Here is a 21,195-nt window from a genome sequence, read left to right on the forward strand (position 1 = left end):
TGCTGACGGGGTGTCGATAAAAATGATACCAGGGCTTTATCCGCCCCACCTTTCGGTCGTGGTCAACCAACTCCGGCGATTGTAGCACCGTTTGCCCAGGAGAATGGAAATTGACCACGGTTTTTGTACGAAATCTCCCAGGAATCGTCACAGTAACTTGCCCATACCTACTCCGCCGCCACCTGAGGCTCATTAGGAAAATCTCGGCAGCTAGGTACGGAAGAAGCCCGCAGGGGCACCTGTTCTATGAGGTGCGCCCTGCGGGCCTCTGCCAAATCGTCGATTCGCTGCTAACTCTCGGATAGGAACGGAGCCGCAGCTTCAATAGTTGCGCGCCGCAGCGCAGCAGGATCAGGCCCAGCGGAGAGAATTGCACGCGAAATATTTGGCAGTGCAAGCCCCTTGGATTCCCCTGCCAGACGATCTACATCGGCCGGGGTTCCACCCTGAGCTCCCACACCGGGCATGAGAATGGGACCGCGCAGGTCACTGAGCACCGGGGCGTCGTCAAGCGTTGCGCCAACAACAACGCCGATGCTGCCCGCCTTTGCACCAGCGTCAATCTGGCGGGCATTAATAGCGGCTGCCTGGTTGACCATGGTCTGAGCCAGACTCTCACCCGAAACGGTCGCCTTTTGTACGGACGCACCTTCCGGATTGGACGTTGCGGCCAACACGAACAGGCCGCGTCCGTTCTCCAACGCCAACGAAACCGCCGGATCAAGAGCACCGAACCCGAGGTACGGAGAAACCGTCAGAGCGTCGGCTGCCAGCGGCGAGCCATCCGATAGCCAGGCATCAGCGTATGCAGCCATCGTCGAACCGATATCGCCACGCTTGGCATCTGCAATCGACAGCGCACCGGCGTCCTTCAGATCCGCCAACGTCCGCTCCAGGACGGCAAAGCCCTTGGAACCGTAGGCTTCGAAGAACGCCACCTGGGGCTTGACGACGGCAACGATGTCACCGAACGCCTCGACGCATGTGGCGGCAAAACGCTCTAGACCGTCAGCCGAATGCGGCAACTGCCAGGCATCCAGCAGCCCCGGGTGCGGGTCGATGCCCACGCAGAGCCGACCGCGCTCGGCGACAACCTCGCTGAGGCGATCGCCGAAACCTTTGACTGTCCGCACTGCGGAACCTTCAGCTTTCGCGGTCATGTTATGCCTGCTCCTGAGCAGCCAACTCTGCCGGGTGGAGTTCCTGCAGAGCCTTAACGCTCATCTCACCGTTGCGCAGTGCCAGAATGCCCTGCAGTGCGGCGACGGCCCCCTGAGCGGTGGTCACACAAGTTACGCCCTGGCTCACAGCAGCAGCGCGAATCTCATATCCGTCAGAGCGTGCGCCAGCAGAACCGGACGGGGTGTTGATAATGATGTCAACCTCACCGTCGCGAATCATGTCGACGATGTCGCGCTCGTCCGTCGGCGCATCGGAATCAGTCGTACGCTTTGCGACGACCTCACACTCAACACCGTTGCGGCGCAGCATACCGGCCGTACCCTCCGTTGCCAGGATGCGGAAGCCCATATCCGCCAGCGTGAGGATCGGGAAGACCAGAGTGCGCTTATCGCGGTTGGCCAGCGAAACGAAGATCGTGCCCTCGGTCGGCAGCTCACCGAAACCGGCCAGCTCGCCCTTGGCGAAAGCGGCACCAAAGTTGTCGGCCAGGCCCATGACTTCACCGGTGGACTTCATCTCCGGGCTCAGCAGACTGTCGAGAGCGCGGCCCTCGAAGTCGCGGAAGCGGTTGAACGGCAGGACCGCTTCCTTAACCGCAATCGGAGCGTCAGCAGGCAGGGAGCCACCGTCGAAGTTGGACGGGATCATGCCCTCTTCGCGCAGTTCCGCGATAGTAGCGCCCATCATGACGCGGGACGCGGCCTTAGCCAGCGGAACCGAGGTTGCCTTGGAGACAAACGGTACGGTGCGAGATGCACGCGGGTTGGCCTCGATGACGTAGAGGGTCTCGTCCTTGAGTGCGTACTGAACGTTCATCAGGCCCTTGACACCGATGCCATGTGCCAGTGCCTTGGTGGATTCACGCACCTTGTCGATGATGCCTGCCGACAGAGTCATCGGAGGCAGCGCACACGCGGAGTCACCGGAGTGAATACCGGCTTCCTCGATGTGCTCCATAACGCCGCCGAGGTAGACCTCTTCCCCATCACACAGTGCATCAACATCAATCTCGATGGCGCTGTCCAGGAAGCGGTCAACCAGTACCGGGTGCTCATTGGACAGCTCGGTAGCGCGGTTGATGTAGTCCTCCAGAGTGGCCTCATCGTAGACGATTTCCATGCCACGGCCGCCGAGGACGTAGGACGGACGGACCAGCACCGGGTAACCGATACCAGCGGCAACCTGGCGAGCTTCTGCGAAGGAGGTGGCGGTACCGAACTCCGGCGCCGGCAGCTTGGCCTCAGCCAGCACCTTGCCGAACTCACCGCGGTCCTCAGCCAGGTCGATTGCCTCTGGGCTAGTGCCGACAATCGGAACGCCTGCGGCCTGCAGACGCTCCGCCAGGCCCAGCGGGGTCTGGCCACCGAGCTGAACAATGACGCCTGCGACCTTTCCGGACTGGCTCTCAGCGTGGTAGACCTCGAGGACATCCTCGAAAGTCAACGGCTCGAAGTAGAGGCGATCTGCGGTGTCGTAGTCGGTGGAAACCGTTTCCGGGTTGCAGTTGACCATGACGGTCTCGTAGCCAACGCGGGAAAGCTCGAGGGCCGCGTGGACACAGGAGTAGTCGAACTCAATGCCCTGGCCGATACGGTTCGGACCAGAACCGAGGATGATGACCTTTTCCTTTTCGGTCTGCGGGGCGACCTCGGACTCAGCAGCCGGGTCCAGCTCGTATGCCGAGTAGTGGTACGGAGTCTGTGCTTCGAACTCGGCGGAGCAGGTATCGACAGTCTTGAATACGGGGTGGATGTTCAGGCGCCAGCGCAGCTCGCGCACGCCGTCTTCCCCGGCCAATTCCGGACGCAGCGCAGCAATCTGGGCGTCGGACAGTCCCCAGTACTTAGCCTCACGCAGCAGGTCGGAGGTCAGCACCGGAGCGTCGATAAGCTCCTTGCGGATATCCTGCAGGTTTTCCATCTCGGCGATAAACCACGGATCCAGGCCGGAAGCTTCGTGGATCTGCTCGATGGAAGCACCCAGACGCTGAGCCAGCTCAACGTCGTAGATGCGGCCTTCAGTCGGACGCTTCAGATCTTCAAGGACAGCGTTGACATCGTTTGCGCGCTCACCTGCGAAGTCCTCATCCGGAACAGTCCAGAAACCAGCTGGCTTGTTCTCCAGCGAGCGCATGACCTTACCGAGCGCGCCGATGTAGTTACGGCCGATAGCCATGGCCTCACCGACGGACTTCATGGTGGTGGTCAGCGTATCGTCAGCACCTGGGAACTTCTCGAAAGCAAAGCGTGGAGCCTTGACAATCACGTAGTCCTGCACCGGCTCAAACGCTGCCGGGGTTTCACCGGTGATGTCGTTGGTGATCTCATCAAGGGTGTAGCCGATAGCCAGCTTGGCAGCAATCTTTGCAATCGGGAAACCAGTTGCCTTGGAAGCAAGCGCCGACGAGCGGGAGACGCGCGGGTTCATCTCAATGGTGATGATGCGGCCGTCATTCGGGTTGATGGCGAACTGGATGTTACAGCCACCGGTGTCAACGCCGACCTCACGCAGAATTGCGATGCCTTGGTCACGCATGGTCTGGAACTCGCGGTCGGTCAGAGTCATCGACGGGGCGACAGTCACCGAGTCACCAGTGTGGACACCGAGGGCATCAACGTTTTCAATGGAGCAGACCACGACGACGTTGTCGTCGCCATCGCGCATGAGCTCGAGCTCAAATTCCTTCCAGCCGAGGATGGACTCCTCGATCAGAACATTGGCCTCGGGCGATGCGGCCAGGCCGCCACCTGCAATACGGTCGAGGTCTTCCTGGTTGAAGGCCAGACCGGAACCCAGACCGCCCATGGTGAACGAAGGGCGAACAACGACCGGAAGACCGAGCTCTGCAACAGTCTCATGGACTTCTTCCATGTTGTGGCAGACGCGGGAACGAGCGGATTCGCCACCAATCTTGGCGACGATGTCCTTGAACATCTGGCGATCCTCACCGCGCTGAATGGCCGGAATATCAGCACCAATCAGCTCGACATTGTACTTCTCCAGAATGCCCTCGCGGTCCAGCTGAATAGCTGCGTTCAGTGCAGTCTGGCCACCGAGAGTTGCCAGGACAGCGTCAATCGGGTTGCCCTCTGCAGCTTCCTTGGCCAGGATCTTTTCGATGTACTTGGTTTCAATCGGCTCGATATAAGTGGAGTCTGCGAACTCCGGGTCAGTCATAATCGTTGCCGGGTTGGAGTTGACCAGCGTGACTCTCAGGCCCTCTTCGCGCAGCACGCGGCAAGCCTGGGTGCCGGAGTAGTCGAACTCGCAGGCCTGACCGATAACAATCGGGCCGGAGCCGATAACCAGTACGTGGTTGATGTCTGTACGACGTGGCATGGTGTTAGGTCCCTTAGCCCTTTCCTACTTGTTCGAGTTTCCGGTTGCGGACTTGTTGAAATCGACCTTCTGGATCAGCGCCAGGAAGTCATCAAAGAGAGAGTGCGCATCGTGCGGGCCGGCTGCGGACTCCGGGTGGTACTGCACAGAAAAGGCCATGCCGTTCTTCAGTGCGACACCTTCCACGACGTCGTCGTTAAGGCAGGTGTGCGTAACCTCTGCCTCGCCCCACGGGGTATCGAAACTCTCGCCGGCCTTGCCTTCAAGTGCGAAACCGTGGTTCTGAGCGGTGATAAAAATACGGCCAGTGCGGTGGTCTTTCACCGGAACATTGACGCCGCGGTGACCGAAGACCAGCTTGTAGGTATTCAGGCCGAGTGCGCGACCAAGAATCTGGTTACCGAAGCAGATACCGAATAGCGGCATGCCGTCATCGAGGGCAGCCTTGGCGACCGCAACCATCTCATCAGCAGTTGCCGGGTCACCCGGGCCGTTGGACAAGAAGACACCGTCCGGCTGGTATTCCTTCTTAATATCTTCGTACGGAGTGTTAGCCGGAACAACTACGACTTCCAGGCCACGCTTAGCCAGCTCACGCGGGGTGTTGGACTTGATGCCCAGGTCGTAGGCCACAACACGTGCCTTCTTCTCCCCCTGTGGTTCCACGACATAGGCCTCATCGGTGCTGACCTCGCGAGCCAGATCCGCGCCCTTCATCGCAGGCTGAGCGCGAACGATTTCCACCAGCTTATCGACGGGCTGCTGTGCGTCCTCACCGGAGAAAATACCAGCGGCAATCGAGCCATTGTCGCGCAAATGGCGAACCAGCGCGCGGGTATCAATCTGGCGGATACCGATGATGCCCTGTGCCTTCAGTTCATCTTCCAAGCTGCGCTCCGAGCGCCAGTTGGAGGGAATGCGCGACAAATCGCGGATAATAAAGCCAGCTGCCCAAATCTTGTTTCCGCGGGACTCGTAGTCCTCATCGTTCCAACCGGTGTTGCCGATCTGTGGTGCGGTAGCCACAATCAGCTGGCGGTGGTAGGACGGGTCCGTCAGGGTTTCCTGGTAGCCCGTCATAGCGGTGGTAAAAACTGCCTCACCCAGGGTTGTACCGGTGGCGCCGAAACCGCGTCCGCGGAACACTCGGCCATCTGCCAATACCAGGACTGCCGCTGTAGCGGCCGCGGCCTGCGACTCGTTGCTCACGTTATTGCCTTTCAGTTGGGTAGCGTGCGAGGAATTTACATTAATCATACGGGACGCATGTGAATTTTTATGCGTTGACATGAATATTATCCAGCGACCTCTCCGTTAAGAGCGGTCACCTTACCGCGCAGCACGGTAGCTGCCACGGACACGGCCATCTCCATTTCCTCATAAGGAGTGTTCTCGGACTTCGACGCCAGGTCTTCGCCGCGGACCGTCCACTTTTTGCCCGGGTCAACAACGGTCAGGTTGGCAGGCTCACCGACAGCAATCGGACGGCCGTGCCCCGGTAGCTTCACGATTTGAGCGGGACGCTCACTCATGACCTTGGCCAGCCAGCGCCAATCACAATCGCCCTTCAAAACGAACTCTTCGGCGATGATTGGCATCGAGGTCTCCAGACCAAGCATGCCGGGCTTAGCGTGCTCGAACTCGCAGCACTTTTCTTCAGAGCCGTGCGGAGCGTGGTCGGTAGCGACACAGTCAATGATCCCGTCAATCAGAGCCTGACGCAGAGCCAGGGTGTCGCGCTGCTCACGCAGCGGCGGATTGACGCGGTAGACGCCGTCGTAGGTCTCCAACTTCTCATCGGTGAGAATCAGGTGATGCGGGGTAACCTCGGCGGTCAGCGGAATATCATGCTCCTTTGCCCACTTGACCAGCTCAACCGTACCTTCGGTGGAAGCGTGGCAGATGTGCATGCGTCCGCCGTAGTCGCGAGCCATAATGGCATCTCGGGCCACGATGGACTCCTCAGCTACGCGCGGCCACCCGGTCAGGCCGAGTCGTGCGGCGGTCGGACCTTCGTGAGCCGATGCATCTGCGGTCAGACGCGGATCTTCGCAGTGCTGCGCCAGCAATACGTCTTCGCCGCGGGCGTATTCAATCGCGCGGCGCATAATCAGCGGATTATCAACGCACTTACCGTCATCGGAGAACATGCGTACCTTCGCCTGCGAGTCTGCCATCATGCCGAACTCAGTCAGCGTCTCGCCCTTCAGCCCCTTAGTAATGGATCCGACCGGGTGAACGTCGCAGAGGTTCAGCGCCTGGCCCTTGAGCCACACCGACTCAGCAATCGAGGGGTCATCGGTTACCGGCGCGGTATTGGCCATAGTGAACACTGCGGTGAAACCACCGCGTGCTGCGGCGGCGGAACCAGTGGCCAGGGTTTCCGTATCTTCACGGCCCGGCTCGCGCAGGTGCACATGGATGTCAACCAGGCCTGGCAAGAGAACGAGGGAGTCGAACTCCAGGACCTCTACCCCGTCCTCGGCCGTGAGATTTTCACCAATCTCAGCGATAACGCCATCTTCGATCAGAACGTCGACATCTTCGCCTTCACCGTAGGGACGCACACCCTTCAGCAGCAGCTGTCCCCTCGCGGACGCTGCCAGCGGTCCTACCTCGGGGTACGAGGCTTCGTCATACTCATTGCGATTCGACATTTATGCCTGTCCTTCCAAGTTGGCGGAAACACCTGAGGTCAGCAGTGTGAAAAGAACTGCCATACGGACGTGGACACCGTTGGCTACCTGCTGCAGCACGGCAGTGCGCGGCAGATCAGCGACGGCATCGTTAATTTCCATGCCACGAAGCATCGGGCCTGGGTGCATCACAATGCAGTCGTCGCGAAGCATCTTCTCGCGAGCCTTCGACAGCCCGTAGCGAGTGGCGTATTCGCGATGGGATGGGAAGAAGCCTCCGTTCATGCGCTCCTGCTGAACGCGGAGCATCATCACGGCATCAGCATCTCGGATCTCGTCTTCCATGCGGTAGGCAACACGCACCGGCCAGGTCTCGATGCCAAACGGCAGCAACGTCGGTGGCGCGACGAAGACGACCTCGGCGCCGAGCTTGCTTAGCAGATCGGCGTTAGAGCGAGCGACGCGAGAGTGCAAAATATCGCCAACGATGACGACCTTGCGCCCCTCAATTCCACCGAGGCGCTGACGCAACGTCACCGCGTCCAGGAGAGCCTGCGTCGGGTGCTGGTGCTTTCCGTCACCCGCGTTGATGATCGATGGACCGTTGCCAAATTCCTCAGTCCACTTGGCGATCAGCTGTGCCGCGCCCGACGATGGGTGCCTAACGACGATGGCATCGCCGCCGATAGCATCCAAAGTCAGCGCGGTGTCTTTCAGACTTTCGCCTTTCTTCACAGAGGAAGAGGAAGCCGAGATATTAATAACATCGGCGCTCATCCACTTACCCGCAGTCTCAAAAGAAGAGCGGGTACGCGTGGAGTTCTCGTAAAAGAGGTTGTAAATAGTGCGGCCGCGCAGGGTCGGCAGCTTCTTAATTTCCCGACCGCGGATGACCTCCTTGAAACGATCGGCCTCATCCATCAGGCCGACAATTTCATCCTTGGTCAAATCCGCAATGCTAATCAGGTGTTTCACTGTTCCTCCGCCCGGGTGAGAATAACCGCGTCACGGCCGTCAAGTGCCTCTACCAGCACATCGACGTCTTCGTCGCGGGAAGTTGGCAGATTCTTACCGACGTAATCGGCGCGAATTGGTAGTTGACGATGACCACGATCAACCAGCACTGCAAGCTGAATTACTCGCGGGCGACCCATGTCAGCAATAGCGTCGAGTGCGGCACGAATTGTGCGACCTGAGAAGAGGACATCGTCTACGAGAACAACGGTGGTGCCGTCGATTCCGGAGTTTGGAATGTTCGTGGGCTGCAGGGCGCGGTGCGGGCCCTTGCGCAAGTCATCCCTGTACAGGGTGATATCAAGCGATCCAGTTTCCGGGCGAATGCCGGAGAACTGTTCAATCAAATCGGCTAGCTTCTCCGCCAGCGGTACGCCACCAGACGGAATACCGAGGAGAACTACGCGCCCAGCATTTGGGCTATCCAGCGCAGTTTTTTCAATAATTTGGTGCGCGATGCGCGCGATGGTACGTGCAACTTCGTCTGCATTGAGCAGCTCGGTTGTTTGCGGCGTTCCTTCGCTCATCGTGACCTCCTTCCCCGCCTCTCAGTGCGGTCCGTTAAAGGATGTCTTGATTGTGGATATTTGATTATCAGTTTGCGTGACCCGCAACTACGGTCGCGGTGCAAACTTCCGCTGACCAGAATAGCACTCACACTTAAATTGCCTCTAAATGCAACAAAACTCCAAGCCCCCAAAAAAGGGACTTGGAGTTTCAGACAATCCGCGAGAACCGACTGTGATCGGCTCGCAGTGAGCCCGGCCGCTTTGATTGGCTAGGACCCGTTCTCGCTCTTAGCCACGTCTTCAGCCACCAGCTTGGCAATATCGCTCATGTCCAGGCCGGTAATCTTAGCCATCTCATCGGAGTCAGCCAGTGCCTTGTCAGCTTCCTCATTTGCAGCAGCCTGTGCCTGAATAGCCTCGTCGAACTGGGACTCGCCCACCGAAGTGCTAACAGCTGCTGCTGCCAGGCGTGCCTGGTCGGCAATCTTGGCCTCGGCATCGAGAACTGCGTTGATGTACGGTGCCGCCACATCAGTGGAGTATTCCGATGCCAGCTCAACGCCTTCCACCACGGCCACACGCGGAGGCACGTCGGAGTTGTAGAACAGCTCCCAGGTGGAAAGACGCAAAATAGCACGGTCGACTGCCGGTAGGCGACGCAGCGGCCACTCCTCCGTCAGGTACGAAGAAATCGTCGAGTCGATACCGATAATTTCCGCAGCTACACCGCGCACGATCTGCTCGGTGTACTCCGCAATTGGATTCACATCCAGATCGGGATTACGGACCATTTCCAGCCGCTCTTCAAGAAGCTTGACGACGTCGACGCCTCGCTGCTCGGCCTCAAATAGCAGATCTACCGCACGACGGCGCGCACGGTAGCGCGCGCCGTGGCGCTTGTAGTTAGGTTCGCGAACTTTCGCGGACTCCTGCGCATCCGGGGTCTCGACGGACTTGTGATCCTTTTCAGTCATGGATGTGTATGTATCGCTCTCAACAAAAGGGTGAACTAGATGAGGGAATTAGTGGTTGACGCGGGACAGGTAGGAGCCGTCACGGGTGTCGACCTTCAGTACGTCGCCGGTTTCGATGAACAGCGGCACCTGAATCTCAGCGCCAGTCTCCAAAGTTGCCGGCTTGGTGCCACCGGTGGAGCGGTCGCCCTGCAGACCCGGGTCGGTCTGCTCAACCTTCAGTTCAACCGAAACAGGCATTTCAGCGAAAAGAACGTTGCCCTCATGGAAGGACACCTGGCAGGTGGTTTCCGGAAGCAGGAACTTAGCACCCTCCGGCATCTGAGCGTCCAGGATGGAAATCTGGTCGTAGGTCTTGTCGTCCATGAAGACGTATCCTTCACCGTCGTGGTACAGGTACGTCATGTCGCGACGGTCGACGGTAGCAGTCTCAATCTTGACGCCAGCGTTGAAAGTCTTGTCAACAACCTTGCCGGTCAGAACGTCCTTCAGCTTGGTGCGGACGAATGCCGGACCCTTACCTGGCTTGACGTGCTGGAACTCCACGATCTGCTGAAGCTTATTGTCGTGCTTGATAACTAGACCGTTTTTAAAATCTGCGGTGGTAGCCAACTAAACTCTCCTGAAATTGTTAAAAAGCTCTCTGACGAAACCACGATACTCCGTATCTCATCGAGAGAAAAATAAAACGCCGTGATGTTAGGCCCGCGGTTTCGGCAGCTGCGTAATAATTTCCGGCTCGGTGTCGGTGATAATCAACGTATCTTCGATGCGCACACCGCCGAACCCCGGCACATAAATACCAGGCTCGATGGTCAACGTCATGCCAGCTGCCAACTTCCCCTTGCCGGTGCGAGCAGCAAATGGAGCCTCATGCACCTCAATACCGATTCCGTGGCCGGTGGAATGAACGAAGTGCTCCCCATAACCAGCCTTTTCAATAATGTCCCGGCATGCTGCGTCTACAGCCACAACATCAGCCCCTGGCACGGCCGCTTTTACGCCAGCCAGCTGGGCTTCCAGCACGACATTGTAAATCTCTCGGGCCTTCTCGTCTGCGAACTCCACCCCGGCAACAATCGCGCCGTCCAAATCTGACGACGTATTGTTCGGACCGTTTTCGCTTGACGACGTTCCCGCCTCACCGGCAAAGAGGGTACGTGTCATATCTGAGTTGTAGCCCCCGGCAAAGGCGCCAAAGTCAATAGTGACCAGGTCACCTGCCTCGATTACGCGATCTTCCGCTCCGTGGTGTGGCTTGGCGGAATTCGGGCCGCTCGCGACAATCGTGTCGAAGCTTGGCCGATCGGCGCCATGCATGCGCATGCGGTACTCCAACTCTGCGGCGACTTCGCGCTCCGTGCGGCCGGCGACCACGATGCCGTCGTGAAGCAAGTCCTCGAATGCGCGGACCGCGATGTCGGCGACCTGGCGCAGAGCGACGAGTTCTGTATCGGACTTGACCTCCCGCAGTTTAGAGACGACGCCCGTAGTCGATACCAGCTCGAGTGCCTGTGGCCGGGCATCCTCTAGCTCTTGATAAGCGGCCATAGTGAGGAACTCAGATTCAACACCAAGACGCGAGATATCCAGCTTTCGGCATTGACCGACGAGTGCCACGCCGGTGTTGCGGGCGGTGAGTAACTCCACGTCCGGTGCCTGTTTGCCAGCCTGAACCGTATAGCGGCCGTCGGTGGAAAGCAGCGCTTCCCCACTGGCCGCAACAATCAAACCAGCATTCGAGCCGTGGAAACCTGTAAGCCAACCAACATGCGTCGGATCGACTGTGAGGAAACCGTCGCAGTCGTTGTCGGACAATGCGTCGATAAGAGCGGCTCTGCGGGCGGCGTAGTTCGTGGAGATATCTGTCATAGTTTCGTACTCACCCTTCTCAGTGCCATGGAATACCCATCAGTTCCGCATCCGACGATAACGCCCGCGGCAAGCGCCGACAGGTACGAGTGGTGCCGAAACTCCTCCCGGGCGTGAATGTTTGAAATATGGACCTCGTGGAAGCCCGCGCCGTCGGCAATTTCGGCAAGCGCGTCACGTAGGGCGACGGAGGTGTGTGTCAACCCCCCTGGATTGATAATGACTGGCCAACCGTAGTCGGCAGCTTCGTGAACCCACTCGATGAGTTGACCTTCATAGTTGGATTGGCGGCAATCCACTACGACGCCAAGCTCCTTGGCTAGGGTACGAAGTTCAGATTCGACATCAGCCAAAGTAGTGGCACCGTAAATTTCTGGCTGACGCTTGCCCAGACGATCGAGGTTCGGGCCGTTCAGAACAAGCACGGTCGGAATCGCCGTTGTGGCATCAGTTGCTGCGCGAAGAGAGGTCATGAGCGGGCTGACTCCTCCGATGCGGCGTGCCCATTGTTGCAGAGCAGTTCGTATGCACGCTCGAGGTCATCCATTCCCGGGCCTTCAAGACGGGCTGTTTCACCGGGGTTTTCTAGAATAACGAATCGGATCGCACCGTCGCGGTTCTTCTTATCCCTGGTCATCGCATCGTAGAGCTCGGTAAAACGACCTGTCTGGTAGGTCGTTGGCAGACCAATGGACTCTAGGATGCGACGGTGGCGGTCGACGAGTTCCTGATCAATATGTCCGGTGATCTTGGCCAGCTCGGCAACATAAACCATGCCTACAGCTACGGCATGGCCATGGCGCCAGCGGTAGTTTTCAAAGTGCTCAACGGCATGACCGAAAGTGTGGCCATAGTTCAGGATCTCACGGAGGCCAGATTCCTTCAGATCCTCAGCGACAACGCGTGCCTTGACAGCAATCGCGCGCTCGACCAGTTCTGGCAGGTCACCGTCAACATCGAGGCAGGCCTGCGGGTTTGCCTCGTAAAGATCGAGAATCTTCGTGTCCGCGATAAATCCAGCCTTGATAATCTCTGCCGAGCCCGCGATCAGCTCGGCCTTCGGCAAGGTGCGCAGGACATCAAGGTCACAGAACACCGCGGCAGGCTCGTGGAAAGCGCCGACCAGGTTCTTGCCGGCTGCAGTGTTGATACCGGTCTTACCGCCGACAGCTGCGTCGACCATGCCGAGCAGCGTCGTCGGGACCTGGATAACCTTCACTCCACGCATCCACGCGGCGGCGACGAATCCACCGAAGTCTGTAGCTGCACCGCCGCCAATCGCGATTACCGCGTCACGCCGGCCCAGACCGCGTTCACCAAAAGTGTCCCAAACTGTTTCAGCAACTGCGAGCGTCTTGCCCTCCTCCGCATCCGGAACCTGGATGCTGAAGGAGTCGACTCCTTTGTCCGCCAGAGCCTTGATGACGCCGAAGCTCAGCTCTTGAACGCTCCCCTGGTGAATTACCGCAACCTGGGAAGCAAAGGTAGCGGCCTCCGCAATCTGCTCGGTGAGTCCATGCCCCATGGTCACCGTGTACGGCGATGGGCCTTCAACACGGATTGTGCGGGTTGAGTTCATTGTCAGTCCCTAGTCGTTAGCGTAAGAAATGTATGGAGTTGCTGGTTATACGGCAGTGATTAGCTGCCGCCTTTTAAGAGTCGCCAGTTAAGCCTCGTCGCAGGTTTCATCGAGGTAGCTGAGGATCTCGGCCACAACGCGCTGCGGGGAACGTTCGTCGGAACGCACCTTGAAAGTGGCTGCATCTTCGTAAAAAGCTCGGCGAGCCTCATAGAGCGCGCGGTAATGAGCCTCAGGATCATCCGCCTGGAGCACCGGGCGCGAATTGTTACCCGCTGTACGACGGACACCCTCTGCAATGCTGATCTCGAGGTAGACGACGTTATGGTCTGCCAGCAGGTCACGGGTCGCCTGCGAAATCACGGCACCACCGCCAAGTGAGACGATTCCGTCGTGGGTCAGAGCCTCCGCCACGATTTGTTCCTCGATACGGCGGAATTCCGGCTCTCCCAGCTCGGAAAAGACTTCCCCACAAGTCTTGCCCATGCGCTGTTCAATCATCTCATCGGTATCGGTGAGTCTTGTGCTCAATGCACGAGACAGTCGACGACCGATGGTGGACTTTCCCGATCCGGGCGGTCCGACAAGGACAATAGTAGGAACGGACATTCCCCTCGTTTTACCCTTCTTCGTGTGCGCGACTGTGGCGCTATTTCCAATCAAGGCGACGTCGAGTCTGCTCCAAGTAGCCCTCAACGTTACGCTTGGTTTCCTCCAGGCTATCGCCGCCGAACTTTTCCATCACTGCACGCGCCAGTACCAGCGCGACCATTGCCTCTGCGACAACACCGCCGGCCGGGACCGCGCAGACATCAGAGCGCTGGTGGATTGCGGTAGCTGCATCGCCGCTGGCCATATCGACGGTCTTCAGCGCACGCGGAACGGTCGAAATTGGTTTCATCGCAGCACGCACAACGAGAGGTTGAGCATTAGTCATGCCACCCTCCAGGCCACCGGCGCGGTTAGTTTCCCGATCCACGCCGTCGTCGGTACGCACCATTTCATCGTGAGCCTCGGTGCCACGGCGACGGGCTTCCTCAAAACCGTCGCCGATCTCCACGCCCTTGACGGACTGAATTCCCATCAAGGCAGCCGCAAGCTGCGAATCCAGACGGGCATCACCGGAAATGTGCGATCCCAGACCCACCGGCAGACCGTGGACAACGACCTCGACGATGCCACCGAGGGTGTCGCCCTGCTTCTTGGCGGCCTTGATTTCGTCAATCATCGACTCCTCCGCAGCTGCGGAGAATGCACGCACTGGCGACTCGTCAATCTTGTCCTGATCAGCGAAGGTCGGCAGTGGCCCCTCGTAGGGCTCCGAACGACCGATGGAAATAACGTGGCTGACAACTTCCACACCGAGAGTCTCACGCAGAATTGAGCGTGCCACAACCGATGCCGCCACACGTGCTGCAGTCTCGCGAGCCGATGAACGCTCCAGGATGTTTCGAGCATCGGTGTGGTTGTACTTCAGCATGCCGTTGAAATCGGCATGCCCCGGGCGCGGGCGGGTTAAGGTGGCGCCACGAGCTGTATCCAAAACAACTGGGTCAACTGGATCCGGGCTCATGACCTCAGTCCACTTGGGCCATTCGGAGTTGCCGACCATAATGCCAATCGGCGATCCCAGCGTCTCACCATGTCGAATGCCAGTCAGCAGGGTGACCTCATCAGCCTCAAACTTCATTCGCGCCCCGCGACCATAGCCGAGGCGGCGGCGTGCGAGGTGGCGTGATACGTCATCTGTAGTCAGGGGAAGTCCGGCTGGCGCGCCTTCTACGAGAGCGATAAGCGCTTTGCCGTGAGATTCACCCGCGGTAGTCCAACGAAGCATAGGTATCATAATGTCACGTTTGCCGTAGTTCTTGTGCATTTGGGGGCATACAAGTTTCAAATATGCCCCAATTCATCGCCCCTGGTCTACCGCTTCAGGGGACTTGCAGGTACCCTCCGCTTATCCCCCACACAATGGCGGTTGCTGCAAGCATCGCAGGCCCATGAGGCACGCTCGCCGGCACAGGCGTTGTTTTCACTTTACGATCGTCACCCCAGCCCCGCTTTCCCGCGGTGACTCCTGCCATGAGGAGAGTGAGTCCGGCAGCCAACAGAATTGCCACTGCAATCCAAATTGCTGTCGCCACTGGCTCGCCCGATACCAGACCGACACCGCCCCCGAGAATTGCTGCGAGCTTCACATCTCCAGCCCCCATAGAGCGTGGGTTGAAGATGAAGACTGCTACATAGAGGCCAAACCAGAGGCCTATTCCTGTTCCTATGGCTGCGACTGCACTGGCGAGATTGTCAGCCAAGGTGCTCTTTTGCTGGAGCACCATTCCAGTGGTTGCTATCAGACCCACTGCCCCTAGCACTAACCACCAGTTCGGTAGTCTTCGCCGAGTCACATCCAACCAGCAGCCAATACCGCCCCAGCCGAGTACAAGCATCACGACTAGGAAATAGAAAACCCGGTCAAGGTAGACCGGGTCAATCCTGTGCTGTCCAATCGGAGACAGCCCTATCTCAGTTATTCCCCACCCCATAACTTTGGGATTGTAACGGTTGTGAGCTAGTTCGGCAGCGCTGCACGCATCGCCTCGACATCGGGAGTGCGTCCAGTAAACTGCTCAAACTGTCCCACCGCTTGATGTAGCAACATGGACAATCCACCGACCGCCTGTGTCCCTCCGCGTTCCGCTGCTTTCACAAGTGGGGTTGGCCAGGGATTGTAAATGACGTCGAGAATCTTCGGTGCTCGAGCGAGGTAGCCAGCAACCGACTCAATTGCGGCTGACGGCACCGTAGAGACCAGCACGTCGGCATTACCAGCAATATCTGCCAGGTTTGGAACATCAAAAGTCACCCAAACAAATTCCATCCCCAGCGCGGCAGCTAATGGTTCAATGTCATATGCGCGCTCGGAGCGCGCTACTACGGTCACATGATTGACACCCAGCTGCGACAGCGCCCAAAGTGCCGGTCGTGCCGTGCCACCGGCACCAACAACAACGGCGCGGCCACGTGGTGCGTTCGTGCAGTCTATCTCGCGCAGTGCTCCCAGTACGCCGTCGCCATCGGTGTTGTCGGCAAACCAGTCCGAATCGCGACGGACCAGAGTGTTCGCTGAACCTATGAGCCGTGCGCGCTCACTGACTTCATCCGCGAAGTCCAGCGCGGCAAACTTGCCAGGCATCGTGACGGAAAATCCCTGGAAACTGGGGTCTGCTCCACCAACGACGTCGGCAAGTTCTTCGGCGTTGCAGCGAATGCGGTCATAGTGCCAGTCATTCATTCCCGCAGCGCGGTAACCGGCGTTGTGAATAGCCGGCGAGTACGAGTGATCAATCGGATCTCCCAGCACGGCTGCGCGATGAGTTATAGGCATAGGAGTTCTACCTCTTAGCGGCTGGAATCCAGCACGCCATTGTTGCGTGACTCGTCGATAGCGGCCTCGTGCTCTTCGAAGGTCGTGCTAAAGACAGTATTTCCTTCCTTGTCCACCGTGACAAAGTACAGCCAGGTGCCGTCAGCCGGATTTTCCATGGCACGAATCGCCTCGATGGAGGGCGAAGCAATGGGGGTTTCCGGCAGCCCCTCCTTGGCGTAGGTGTTCCACGCGGTCTTTCGCGCGCGGTCCTCATCCGTGGTTGCGATTTCCTGATCTGGCAGGTCGTAGTTGACTGTCGAGTCGAACTGCAGCTGCATCGGTTCGTCGAGACGGTTGAGAATAACGCGAGCGACCTTATCGAAGTCGCCATCTGGCGCCTCCATCTGGATCAAAGAAGCTGCGGTAATCAGCTCGTATGGAGTAAGACCAACCATGTCCGCTGAAGCCATGAGACCCGTGTCCTCATAATTCTTCACCGATTCCTTGACCAATTTTGCAAGCATCTGTTCGGGCGTCTGCTGCGGGTCAAGGTGATGAATACCCGGCGTAATGAGTCCCTCAAGACGACGAGGGTCGTTGCCACGCGCAGCTACCGCGTCTCGTGCCCATTCTGGAACACCCAGCGCGGCCAAATCGGCCTCACCAGCAGCACGTTCGAGATCGGCCTTGGATACGCAGTCATTGTCTTCAACACAAGTGGCCTCAGAAATAAGCGAGAAAATTCCCTTACGTACATCCGATGAGGACACAATGCGGGTATCGGCGAAACGGGCGCCAGTCGGAATGTCAACGGTACCGACCTGATTTTCGACATCCAGAAGAGCCTCGACGGTCTCGTCGGCCTTCATCCGCTGATGGAGTCGGTAGAAACCAGGCTGCAATTCACTTGAATGAGAGTTCTCATTCGCGGCCTGGATGAACGCACGGGAAGACTTGACGACGCCGCTTTCCACCAATTGGTTGGACAAATCAGTAAGTGACGTGCCTTCACTGACCTCAACAATCGTCAATGGACCCTCAGCTTTGCCATCGTAATCGTCAACAATGCCGCCACGATTCCAGACGAGGCCAATCACTCCGAGGACCAACACGCATAACAGGACAGAAGTCACATTGATTGCCACTGCCGTTTGGCGGTGACGAACTCGAGGCTTTGCCCCACCGCTGCGAGCACCAGCGCGGTCCCGGTCGGCACCGCCGCTATCAGTGCGGCGCGCAGTCTGCGCGTCTTTACTCATCAATAATCTCCTCGAATGCAGCTCACTCTCCCATCGGTATCAGCAAGGAGTCTTCCCATTCGGGTACGACACGCGACTGATAACGACTGGTGCGACATAGCTTTACGACGAAGTCGTAGCACTAGGTTGCATTGTAGGTGTGAATCGCCACTTCAACTTTTCAAATCCTATGCACGCGACAAACGTGCTTAGGTATTACACACTTAATAATTGCGCAAAGGTGGGTGAATTGTCACCTTTCGGTAACTTTTGTGTGCCCCTACTCGGTATTTTCGTCCAAAGCTTTTGCCCGTCTGTCCAACCAGGACTGCAGAATTTCTACTGCCGCAGCCTGGTCAATAATCTTCCGACCGGACTTAACATCAATACCTGCTGCGTGCAGTCGTGATTGGGCCATTACCGTCGTCATCCGCTCGTCGGCGTAATGCACTACGACTCGATCACCGAGTCGGCGCTGCAGCCGGAATCCAACGTCAGTAGCTTTCCGCGCAGAAGTCCCGAACGAGCCGTCAAGCATAAGGGGCATGCCGACAACAATCTCGACGACCTCAAGTTCAGTGGCAAGTTCCACGAGCCGGTCAATATCCGGCCCGTCAGGATCTTTTCGCCCCGTTGCTCGAGTGACTGTTTCAACCGGGGTCGCCAGGATGCAGTCGGGGTCAGAGACCGCGACGCCAACGCGGACATCGCCGACGTCGATTCCGAGCCGTCGACCCCGACCGGGATCATCCTGACCGGGGGTATCAATACGGGGCTTAGCCATTGTTTACTGCTCTTCCGATAGCACAGCCGTTAATTGGCTACTTGCACAGTTCGGCCTCAACCGCGGCCAATGCTGCGTCGATACCGGAAGCATCAGAGCCGGAGCCCTGTGCCATTGCCGGTTTACCGCCGCCCTTGCCGCCGACCTCAGCGCCCATCAGCTTCACCAAATCGCCGGCCTTAATACCGCGATTGACGGCTTCATCCGAAACCGAGGCCACAAACGGAACCTTGCCGCCGGCGTTGGAGATCAACGCAATGACGCTTGGGCGATCCGCAAGGCGCTTCGCCAAGTCATTAGCCAGCGAACGGATGTCCTTCATCTCCGTACCGTCGGGAAGCTTAAGTCCGAGGTAGGTGACATCGCCGATGGTGCGAGCGGACTCCAGGTGAGACGCGGCATTGGCCAGCAGCTGTCCGGCCTTGAAATCAGCGAGCTGCTTCTCTGCAGCCTTGAGCTTCTCAGCCAGTGCTGCAATGCGGTCTGGCAGCTCAGCAGACGGAGCCTTGAATTCAGTGGCCAGTCGCTCAGCCAGGAGACGCTCGGTGGACAGGTAGCGGAAGGAATCGATACCCGAGTAGGCCTCAATACGGCGCACGCCCGATCCGACAGAGGACTCGCCCAGCACAGCTACCGGACCAATCTGCGAAGAATGCGAAACGTGGGTACCGCCACACAGCTCAATTGAGAACGGGCCACCGACCTCAACAACGCGGACGATGTCGCCGTAGTTTTCGTTGAACAATGCCATGGCACCAGCGGCCTTGGCCTCTTCCAACGGCATCTCGGCAGTATTGACAGCCCAGTCGTTGTCGACAGCCTCATTGGTAATCTGCTCAATCTCACGGAGCTGTTCCGGTGTGAGCTGCTCACCGTACTTGAAGTCGAAACGGAGGTAGCCCGGCTTATTCATGGAACCAGCCTGAGTTGCAGTATCCCCCAGTACCTGACGCAGAGCACCGTGAATCAGGTGAGTTGCAGTGTGCGCCTGACGAGCACCGTGACGCCACTGCTCGTCTACCAAAGCTTCAGCGGAGACGCCCGGGGTAAACTCACCGGCTGTGACGATGCCCTTGTGCAGCCACAGCTTCTTGCCCACCTTTTGGACATCGTTGATGTGGACCACAGCGCCGGAATCAGTCACGATTCGACCACGGTCAGCCAGCTGACCTCCGGCCTCGGCATAGAGCGGAGTGCGGTCGAGGATAACCTCAATCTCATCGCCCTCTGCGGCAAACGCCTGCTTCTGGCCATCAGCAATGATGCCGAGAATCGTGGATTCGTCGGCAAGCCGATCGTAACCAGTGAAGGACGTCGGGTGTTCATCGATGAACTCGCGGTAGACGTGCAGGTCGGTGTGCGACTGCTTCTTTGCCTGGCTGTCGGCCTTTGCACGCGCACGCTGCTCAGCCATCTCGCGATCGAATTCCTCGCGGTCGATGGTCAGGCCAGCTTCTTCGGCCATCTCGATGGTCAGGTCGATTGGGAAGCCGTGGGTGTCATGCAGGGTGAAGGCGTCGTGACCGGATAGAACGGTTTTACCCTCTGCCTTGGCCTTGGTGGCAGCACGTTCGAACAGCTCCTCACCGGCGGACAGAGTCTTGGTGAAGGTCTTTTCCTCGGCGACGGCGACGCGGCGAATACGGTTCCAGTTCTCCGCGATCTCTGGGTACGACGGGGTCATGGTCTCGGCCGCAATACCAATCAGCTTCTCCAGCACTGGACCGTTAGCGCCGAGCAGACGCGCAGAGCGGATGATGCGGCGCAGCAGGCGACGCAGGATATAGCCACGATCGGAGTTCGAGGGGGTGACACCGTCGAGCATCAGCATCAAGCCGGTGCGGCTGTGGTCAGCGATGACGCGGAAACGGATGTTGTCCTGGTGGTTGGAGCTGTACTTCGAACCGGTGAGCCGCTCAGCTTCGTCGATAACCGGACGCAGCAGATCGGTTTCATAGACGTTGTCGACACCCTGCAGCAGAAAAGCAACGCGCTCGATGCCCATACCGGTATCGATGTTCTTCTTCGGCAGCGGGCCAAGAATCTCGAAAGAGTCCTTGCCTGTTCCTTCGCCACGCTCGTTTTCCATGAAGACGAGGTTCCAAATCTCGATGTAGCGATCCTCGTCCGCCTCTGGGCCACCGTCAGCGCCGTACTCCGGGCCGCGGTCGTAGAAAATCTCTGAACACGGGCCACACGGGCCAGGCACACCCATGGACCAGTAGTTGTCCGCCATGCCTCGGCGCTGAATGCGCTCTTCCGGCACACCAACCTTCTCGTGCCAGATGTCATGAGCCTCATCGTCATCGAGGAAAACCGTCACCCACAGCTTCTCAGCCGGGATGCCAAAGCCGCCGTCCTCAACAGCACCAGTCAGAAGGCTCCATGCATGAGTGATGGCACCTTCCTTGAAGTAATTTCCGAAGGAGAAGTTACCCGCCATCTGGAAGAAGGTGTTGTGGCGGGTGGTGATACCCACCTCTTCAATGTCCAGTGTGCGCACGCACTTCTGAATTGAGGTCGCGGTGGAGAAGTCCGGAGTCTCATTGCCGAGGAAGTAGGGCTTGAACGGCACCATGCCGGCATTAACGAACAGCAGGTTCGGGTCATCCAAAACCAGGGAGGCACTGGGGACCTCGGTGTGTCCCGCCTTTACGAAATGCTGGATGAAGCGATTTCGAATTTCATGAGTCTGCACGGT

At 58.3% G+C, this 21,195-nt stretch carries 17 protein-coding genes and 1 pseudogene; all 18 read right to left on the bottom strand.

What is annotated here, in order from left to right; genetic code table 11:
* Positions 1–290: 290 nt before the first annotated feature.
* The 18 genes and pseudogenes from pyrF to alaS all read right to left on the bottom strand — a co-directional run bounded on the left by pyrF (position 291) and on the right by alaS (position 21,192).
* Positions 291–1,160, bottom strand: a complete 870-nt coding sequence (gene pyrF / locus ADM64_RS07290) for an orotidine-5'-phosphate decarboxylase (RefSeq protein WP_049193725.1) — start codon at positions 1,158–1,160, stop codon at positions 291–293.
* A gap of 1 nt (position 1,161) precedes the next feature.
* Complete coding sequence (carB, locus tag ADM64_RS07295) at positions 1,162–4,521, bottom strand: carbamoyl-phosphate synthase large subunit (protein ID WP_049193726.1); 3,360 nt, start codon at positions 4,519–4,521, stop codon at positions 1,162–1,164.
* Between the two features lie 24 nt (positions 4,522–4,545).
* Positions 4,546–5,778 (bottom strand): glutamine-hydrolyzing carbamoyl-phosphate synthase small subunit, encoded by a 1,233-nt coding sequence (gene carA / locus ADM64_RS07300; protein WP_255465687.1) that lies wholly within the window; start codon positions 5,776–5,778, stop codon positions 4,546–4,548.
* A 38-nt stretch (positions 5,779–5,816) separates the two neighbouring features.
* A complete protein-coding gene (locus tag ADM64_RS07305) occupies positions 5,817–7,178 on the bottom strand; it encodes a dihydroorotase (RefSeq protein ID WP_049193729.1) in 1,362 nt (453 codons plus the stop codon).
* Positions 7,179–8,132 (bottom strand): aspartate carbamoyltransferase catalytic subunit, encoded by a 954-nt coding sequence (locus ADM64_RS07310; protein WP_016422709.1) that lies wholly within the window; start codon positions 8,130–8,132, stop codon positions 7,179–7,181.
* Positions 8,129–8,698 carry a bifunctional pyr operon transcriptional regulator/uracil phosphoribosyltransferase PyrR gene (gene pyrR, locus ADM64_RS07315; RefSeq protein WP_049193730.1) on the bottom strand — a complete coding sequence of 190 codons (570 nt, stop codon included), beginning with the start codon at positions 8,696–8,698 and terminating at the stop codon, positions 8,129–8,131. Before pyrR ends, ADM64_RS07310 begins: the two co-directional genes overlap by 4 nt.
* A gap of 434 nt (positions 8,699–9,132) precedes the next feature.
* Positions 9,133–9,654, bottom strand: a pseudogene (gene nusB / locus ADM64_RS07320) (transcription antitermination factor NusB); the annotation flags it as partial.
* 48 nt (positions 9,655–9,702) lie between these two features.
* Positions 9,703–10,266: an elongation factor P gene (gene efp / locus ADM64_RS07325; RefSeq protein WP_016422706.1), complete on the bottom strand. Its 564-nt coding sequence runs from the start codon at positions 10,264–10,266 to the stop codon at positions 9,703–9,705.
* 87 nt (positions 10,267–10,353) lie between these two features.
* Positions 10,354–11,526, bottom strand: coding sequence for a M24 family metallopeptidase (locus ADM64_RS07330; protein WP_049193732.1), 1,173 nt, complete (start codon positions 11,524–11,526; stop codon positions 10,354–10,356).
* Positions 11,523–11,999, bottom strand: a complete 477-nt coding sequence (gene aroQ, locus ADM64_RS07335) for a type II 3-dehydroquinate dehydratase (RefSeq protein ID WP_016422704.1) — start codon at positions 11,997–11,999, stop codon at positions 11,523–11,525. Before aroQ ends, ADM64_RS07330 begins: the two co-directional genes overlap by 4 nt.
* Positions 11,996–13,105 carry a 3-dehydroquinate synthase gene (gene aroB, locus ADM64_RS07340; protein WP_048731847.1) on the bottom strand — a complete coding sequence of 370 codons (1,110 nt, stop codon included), beginning with the start codon at positions 13,103–13,105 and terminating at the stop codon, positions 11,996–11,998. Before aroB ends, aroQ begins: the two co-directional genes overlap by 4 nt.
* Before the next feature lie 87 nt (positions 13,106–13,192).
* On the bottom strand, positions 13,193–13,714 hold the full coding sequence (locus ADM64_RS07345; protein WP_048731844.1) for a shikimate kinase: 522 nt from the start codon (positions 13,712–13,714) through the stop codon (positions 13,193–13,195).
* Between the two features lie 40 nt (positions 13,715–13,754).
* A complete protein-coding gene (gene aroC / locus ADM64_RS07350; protein ID WP_187400145.1) occupies positions 13,755–14,942 on the bottom strand; it encodes a chorismate synthase in 1,188 nt (395 codons plus the stop codon).
* Positions 14,943–15,036: 94 nt separating this feature from the next.
* The gene (locus tag ADM64_RS07355; RefSeq protein ID WP_049193733.1) at positions 15,037–15,648 is read right to left on the bottom strand and encodes a prepilin peptidase; all 612 of its coding nucleotides are present in this window, start codon (positions 15,646–15,648) and stop codon (positions 15,037–15,039) included.
* A 26-nt stretch (positions 15,649–15,674) separates the two neighbouring features.
* Positions 15,675–16,490, bottom strand: a complete 816-nt coding sequence (locus ADM64_RS07360) for a shikimate dehydrogenase (protein ID WP_016422699.1) — start codon at positions 16,488–16,490, stop codon at positions 15,675–15,677.
* Between the two features lie 14 nt (positions 16,491–16,504).
* Positions 16,505–17,731, bottom strand: coding sequence for an endolytic transglycosylase MltG (mltG, locus tag ADM64_RS07365; RefSeq protein ID WP_049193734.1), 1,227 nt, complete (start codon positions 17,729–17,731; stop codon positions 16,505–16,507).
* 259 nt (positions 17,732–17,990) lie between these two features.
* A complete protein-coding gene (gene ruvX / locus ADM64_RS07370; protein WP_049193736.1) occupies positions 17,991–18,494 on the bottom strand; it encodes a Holliday junction resolvase RuvX in 504 nt (167 codons plus the stop codon).
* Positions 18,495–18,531: 37 nt separating this feature from the next.
* The gene (gene alaS, locus ADM64_RS07375) at positions 18,532–21,192 is read right to left on the bottom strand and encodes an alanine--tRNA ligase (protein ID WP_049193737.1); all 2,661 of its coding nucleotides are present in this window, start codon (positions 21,190–21,192) and stop codon (positions 18,532–18,534) included.
* Between the last annotated feature and the right edge of the window lie 3 nt (positions 21,193–21,195).

Origin of the sequence: Corynebacterium sp. 401_CJEI (genome assembly GCF_001076435.1) — a bacterium.
Taxonomy (GTDB): Bacteria; Actinomycetota; Actinomycetes; order Mycobacteriales; family Mycobacteriaceae; genus Corynebacterium; species Corynebacterium jeikeium_D.

Bases quoted from the DNA above. Each gene is read 5' to 3' on its own strand.
- aroC (WP_187400145.1), bottom strand. From the start codon at position 14,942: ATGCTTCGTTGGACTACCGCGGGTGAATCTCACGGCAAAGCGCTTATC.
- pyrF (WP_049193725.1), bottom strand. From the start codon at position 1,160: ATGACCGCGAAAGCTGAAGGTTCCGCAGTGCGGACAGTCAAAGGTTTC.
- ADM64_RS07355 (WP_049193733.1), bottom strand. From the start codon at position 15,648: ATGGGGTGGGGAATAACTGAGATAGGGCTGTCTCCGATTGGACAGCAC.
- ADM64_RS07360 (WP_016422699.1), bottom strand. From the start codon at position 16,490: ATGCCTATAACTCATCGCGCAGCCGTGCTGGGAGATCCGATTGATCAC.
- ruvX (WP_049193736.1), bottom strand. From the start codon at position 18,494: ATGGCTAAGCCCCGTATTGATACCCCCGGTCAGGATGATCCCGGTCGG.
- pyrR (WP_049193730.1), bottom strand. From the start codon at position 8,698: ATGAGCGAAGGAACGCCGCAAACAACCGAGCTGCTCAATGCAGACGAA.
- ADM64_RS07305 (WP_049193729.1), bottom strand. From the start codon at position 7,178: ATGTCGAATCGCAATGAGTATGACGAAGCCTCGTACCCCGAGGTAGGA.
- aroB (WP_048731847.1), bottom strand. From the start codon at position 13,105: ATGAACTCAACCCGCACAATCCGTGTTGAAGGCCCATCGCCGTACACG.
- mltG (WP_049193734.1), bottom strand. From the start codon at position 17,731: ATGAGTAAAGACGCGCAGACTGCGCGCCGCACTGATAGCGGCGGTGCC.
- carB (WP_049193726.1), bottom strand. From the start codon at position 4,521: ATGCCACGTCGTACAGACATCAACCACGTACTGGTTATCGGCTCCGGC.
- ADM64_RS07345 (WP_048731844.1), bottom strand. From the start codon at position 13,714: ATGTCCGTTCCTACTATTGTCCTTGTCGGACCGCCCGGATCGGGAAAG.
- carA (WP_255465687.1), bottom strand. From the start codon at position 5,778: ATGATTAATGTAAATTCCTCGCACGCTACCCAACTGAAAGGCAATAAC.
- aroQ (WP_016422704.1), bottom strand. From the start codon at position 11,999: ATGACCTCTCTTCGCGCAGCAACTGATGCCACAACGGCGATTCCGACC.
- ADM64_RS07330 (WP_049193732.1), bottom strand. From the start codon at position 11,526: ATGACAGATATCTCCACGAACTACGCCGCCCGCAGAGCCGCTCTTATC.